The following is a 224-nucleotide window of genomic DNA, read 5'->3' as shown; positions in this document are numbered from 1 at the left end:
GATCAGGCACGGGCCAGGGCGTTGGATGGCATCCGCCAGCGCTGCCTGCGGATCGGCGGCGGCGTTTAAATCACAGGTGTCCAGGCCGAAACCGGCGGCGATTTTCAGAAAATCGGTACGCTTAGGATAGGCGGCGGCAAAAATGCGCTGCTGGTAAAACAGGGTTTGCTGCTGATGCACCAGCCCCAGCGCCTGATTGTTCATCAGGATAATTTTCACGTCCA

General features: G+C 58.0%; 1 protein-coding gene. It reads right to left on the bottom strand.

Going from position 1 to position 224, the window contains the following annotated elements; all coding sequences use genetic code 11:
- On the bottom strand, positions 1-224 hold a 224-nt coding region (locus EOC06_RS39560), incomplete at both ends, for a thiamine pyrophosphate-dependent enzyme (protein ID WP_245470496.1).

It is taken from the genome of Mesorhizobium sp. M7A.F.Ca.MR.362.00.0.0, assembly GCF_004023175.1.
Lineage (GTDB): Bacteria > Pseudomonadota > Alphaproteobacteria > Rhizobiales > Rhizobiaceae > Mesorhizobium.
Note: the sequence above shows the minus strand (reverse complement) of the source record. Positions and strands in the feature narration are given on the sequence as shown.